Source organism: Bacillus sp. JJ722 (assembly GCF_036963345.1).
Classification (GTDB): domain Bacteria; phylum Bacillota; class Bacilli; order Bacillales; family DSM-1321; genus Bacillus_AD.
Genome location: NZ_JBALMO010000370.1, coordinates 657 through 3367, shown reverse-complemented (window position 1 = coordinate 3367; position 2711 = coordinate 657). Strand labels below are relative to the sequence as shown.

Annotated in this window: 4 protein-coding genes; all 4 read left to right on the top strand. The window is 33.1% G+C overall.

Translation table 11 applies throughout. The annotated features are described in order from the left end of the window. The first annotated feature begins 164 nt into the window (after positions 1-164). Complete coding sequence (locus V7014_RS26265; RefSeq protein WP_335511932.1) at positions 165-815, top strand: class I SAM-dependent methyltransferase; 651 nt, start codon at positions 165-167, stop codon at positions 813-815. A gap of 156 nt (positions 816-971) precedes the next feature. Further along, on the top strand, positions 972-1448 hold the full coding sequence (locus tag V7014_RS26260) for a DUF4871 domain-containing protein (protein WP_335511930.1): 477 nt from the start codon (positions 972-974) through the stop codon (positions 1446-1448). A 291-nt stretch (positions 1449-1739) separates the two neighbouring features. Further along, positions 1740-2255: a GNAT family N-acetyltransferase gene (locus V7014_RS26255; RefSeq protein ID WP_335511929.1), complete on the top strand. Its 516-nt coding sequence runs from the start codon at positions 1740-1742 to the stop codon at positions 2253-2255. Positions 2256-2522: 267 nt separating this feature from the next. Next, positions 2523-2711, top strand: a 189-nt coding sequence (gene tnpA / locus V7014_RS26250; protein WP_438824986.1) for an IS66 family insertion sequence element accessory protein TnpA, incomplete at its 3' end; no start/stop codon positions are given.

Below are 2711 nucleotides of genomic sequence, written 5' to 3'. Positions count from 1 at the left end.
CATCTATATCGAGTGTACAGGGATATATAGACGTTTTTTTAAGTGTGTTTAGATTACCATTAAGTCCAGTAATTAATTGTAAATAGACGTCTTAATAAAGCTTTTATTAGTATTTATTAAGTTAGGTTTGAAAAAGTTTTCTTGCAAAATAATCTAGTTTTAAACTGCGAGAACCAACTCAGTTTTGGGATAAATTTTATTCTGAACGTGAAAAGGGTATTCCTTTTTTCATGAATGTACCTGACGAGAATTTAGTTAGTTACTTTAAAAGCAATTTGTTTAAGCCAGGTAAAGTCCTTGAATTGGGTTGTGGTCCTGGGCGAAATGCAATATATTTTGCTGAAAAAGGCTGTTCTGTTGATGCAGTAGATTTATCAAAAGAAACACTTAAATGGGCAAGAGAACGTGCACTTGAAAGAAATGTGGAAATAAATTTCATCGACTCAAATATTTTTAATTTAAACATTAAAGATGATGTATATGATATTGTATATGACTCAGGTTGTTTCCATCATATCGCCCCTCACAGAAGAATAAGTTATGTTAATTTAGTAAAAAAGGCATTAAAACCGAAGGGCTTCTTTGCAATTACATGTTTTGTCCCAGGGGGAGAGTTAGGTGGAGCAAAAATATCGGATTGGGAAGTATATAGATTACTTAGTCTAAAAGGTGGATTGGGTTATTCAGAGGAAAAATTGAAATCTGTTTTTTATGATTTTAAGCTAATTGAAATAAGGAAAATGAAAGAAGTAAAACAACCAAATGAAGTTTTTGGTGTTAATGGTTTATTGACTGCTGTATTTCAGAAGAATTAAAACTTACCTTATTAAATTAATATGTGCAATGGTACATTAGGGAGCTGTGTTTACAGCTCTTTTTGTTATGGAGCTAAAGAAGCAGTTTTGTTAAAGAAAGGATTTCTGGAAAAATTGGTGAATTATTAAAAGGTAGACCAGATGGGAGGAATCCATTTGAAGAAAACAATATTTGCTTTTATGTTTAGTTTATTACTAATTGGTTGTTCAAATAGTGAACAGACAATCAAGGAAGAAAATTGGGAAGAAAGTGCGACATTAGTTAAAGAGTTTGTTGTATCTGATGATGGCCAAAAAGGAGATTTTGTTTTTCGCATCGGTGATAATGGAAAGTTTGGCTTTGGGGAGTATGGTCCTTTTATAGCAGGTGAAGAGCAGAAATATATGTGGCATTTTTGGGGAGATGACAAGGTTCTAACTAAATCATTTAAAGTAATAGCTGTCAGTAGAGAAACTGACGAAAAAATTACTATTTTCCAAGAAAGTGATAGCTCTAGTCTCAATCCTAATATTGGGGCTGACCATCATATTCCTTCATCAATGGAATTAACCAGTCCAGGATTATGGCGTTTGGAAGCCTATTTCGGTAATGAGCTATTCGGTAATATTGTTGTTAATGTAAAAGAAAAGTAAGTATAAAAATTTAAATCAATTATTTCCTTATTGAACAAACGAGTGCAAGAGCTGAAGATCAAGGCTGCTATTAAGTAGTCTCTTTTGTTATTGAGCTAAAGTGATAGTTGAAGAAGAACGATTTACAGTAGATTATTGGAATGATAAACTGAATTATCCATTAAATAACGAATTTCAAGATGGGTTCTTTATTTGGGGAAATGTAATAATAGGAGCAGCAGCTGCCAATAACATATACCTATTTTAGAATTTGTTTAGTATGACCGTACAAATTATGATAGGAGTGTAATAATGTTTGAATTAAACACAAAAAGATTAAGAATAATTCCATTGAATATAGAAAGCTTGAAATTGCTAATTGATAGTCAAAAGAAATTGGAGAAAAAACTAAGATTAACGAAATCGGCTAATCTTAGTCCAGAACTTAAAAAAGCTATGGAAGTAAGGCTCTCGAAGGTAGTAGTTGATGAACAAAATTACATTTGGTATACCAATTGGATTCTTGTATCGAAAGAAAAGAAATGCATTATAGGTGGAATAATGTTGAAAGGCTTACCAAATAAAAATGGAGAAGTAACGGTTGGCTACTATACTCTCCCAGAATATCAAGGAAATGGCTATATGTCTGAAACATTAAGTAATATGAAAGACTGGATATTAAGTCAGTCCGACGTTATGTATGTTATTGCAGATACGGAAAAAGACAATATTGCATCGCACAGAGTATTAGAAAAAACAGGTGCAGATATGTACAAAGAGACGAAAGAACTATTCTTTTGGAGATTTTCTCAAAAAGATCTTAAATAAAATACCAAAGAGTCACATTTTTTAGAGGTTTTATTAAGAGATTTCTCAGAATGAGACATATGCTTTCTTCAACTAACGGGTGCTAGAGCTTAAGATCAAGGCTGCTAATGAGCAGTCTATTTGTTATGCAGCTAAAGTGGCAGTTTAGTGGAAGAAGATTTTATGGGTATGTATGTCCTATTGTAAGCGTCAAACTATCCCCACCTACAAAAAGCATCCGTTCCATGTCATAATCTCCTTACGTACATGACAGAAAGGAGATTTTTTATGGCTAAAATAGATCAATCAATAGAGTGGAAGAATCGGGTGGACGCTTGTCGTTCCAGTTGTTTAAGCATCCGTAAGTGGTGTGAGGTCCATCAAGTGAAATACTCCCAATTTTATTATTGGTGGAAAAAGTTCAATGGTGTGGAAAAGCAATCATCTTGTCGATGGCTGCATTCTGCCATGGTCACA

What these genes read in the sequence shown, in the direction of transcription:
- V7014_RS26255 (WP_335511929.1), top strand. Translation starts at nt 1,740, where the DNA reads ATGTTTGAATTAAACACAAAAAGATTAAGAATAATTCCATTGAATATA.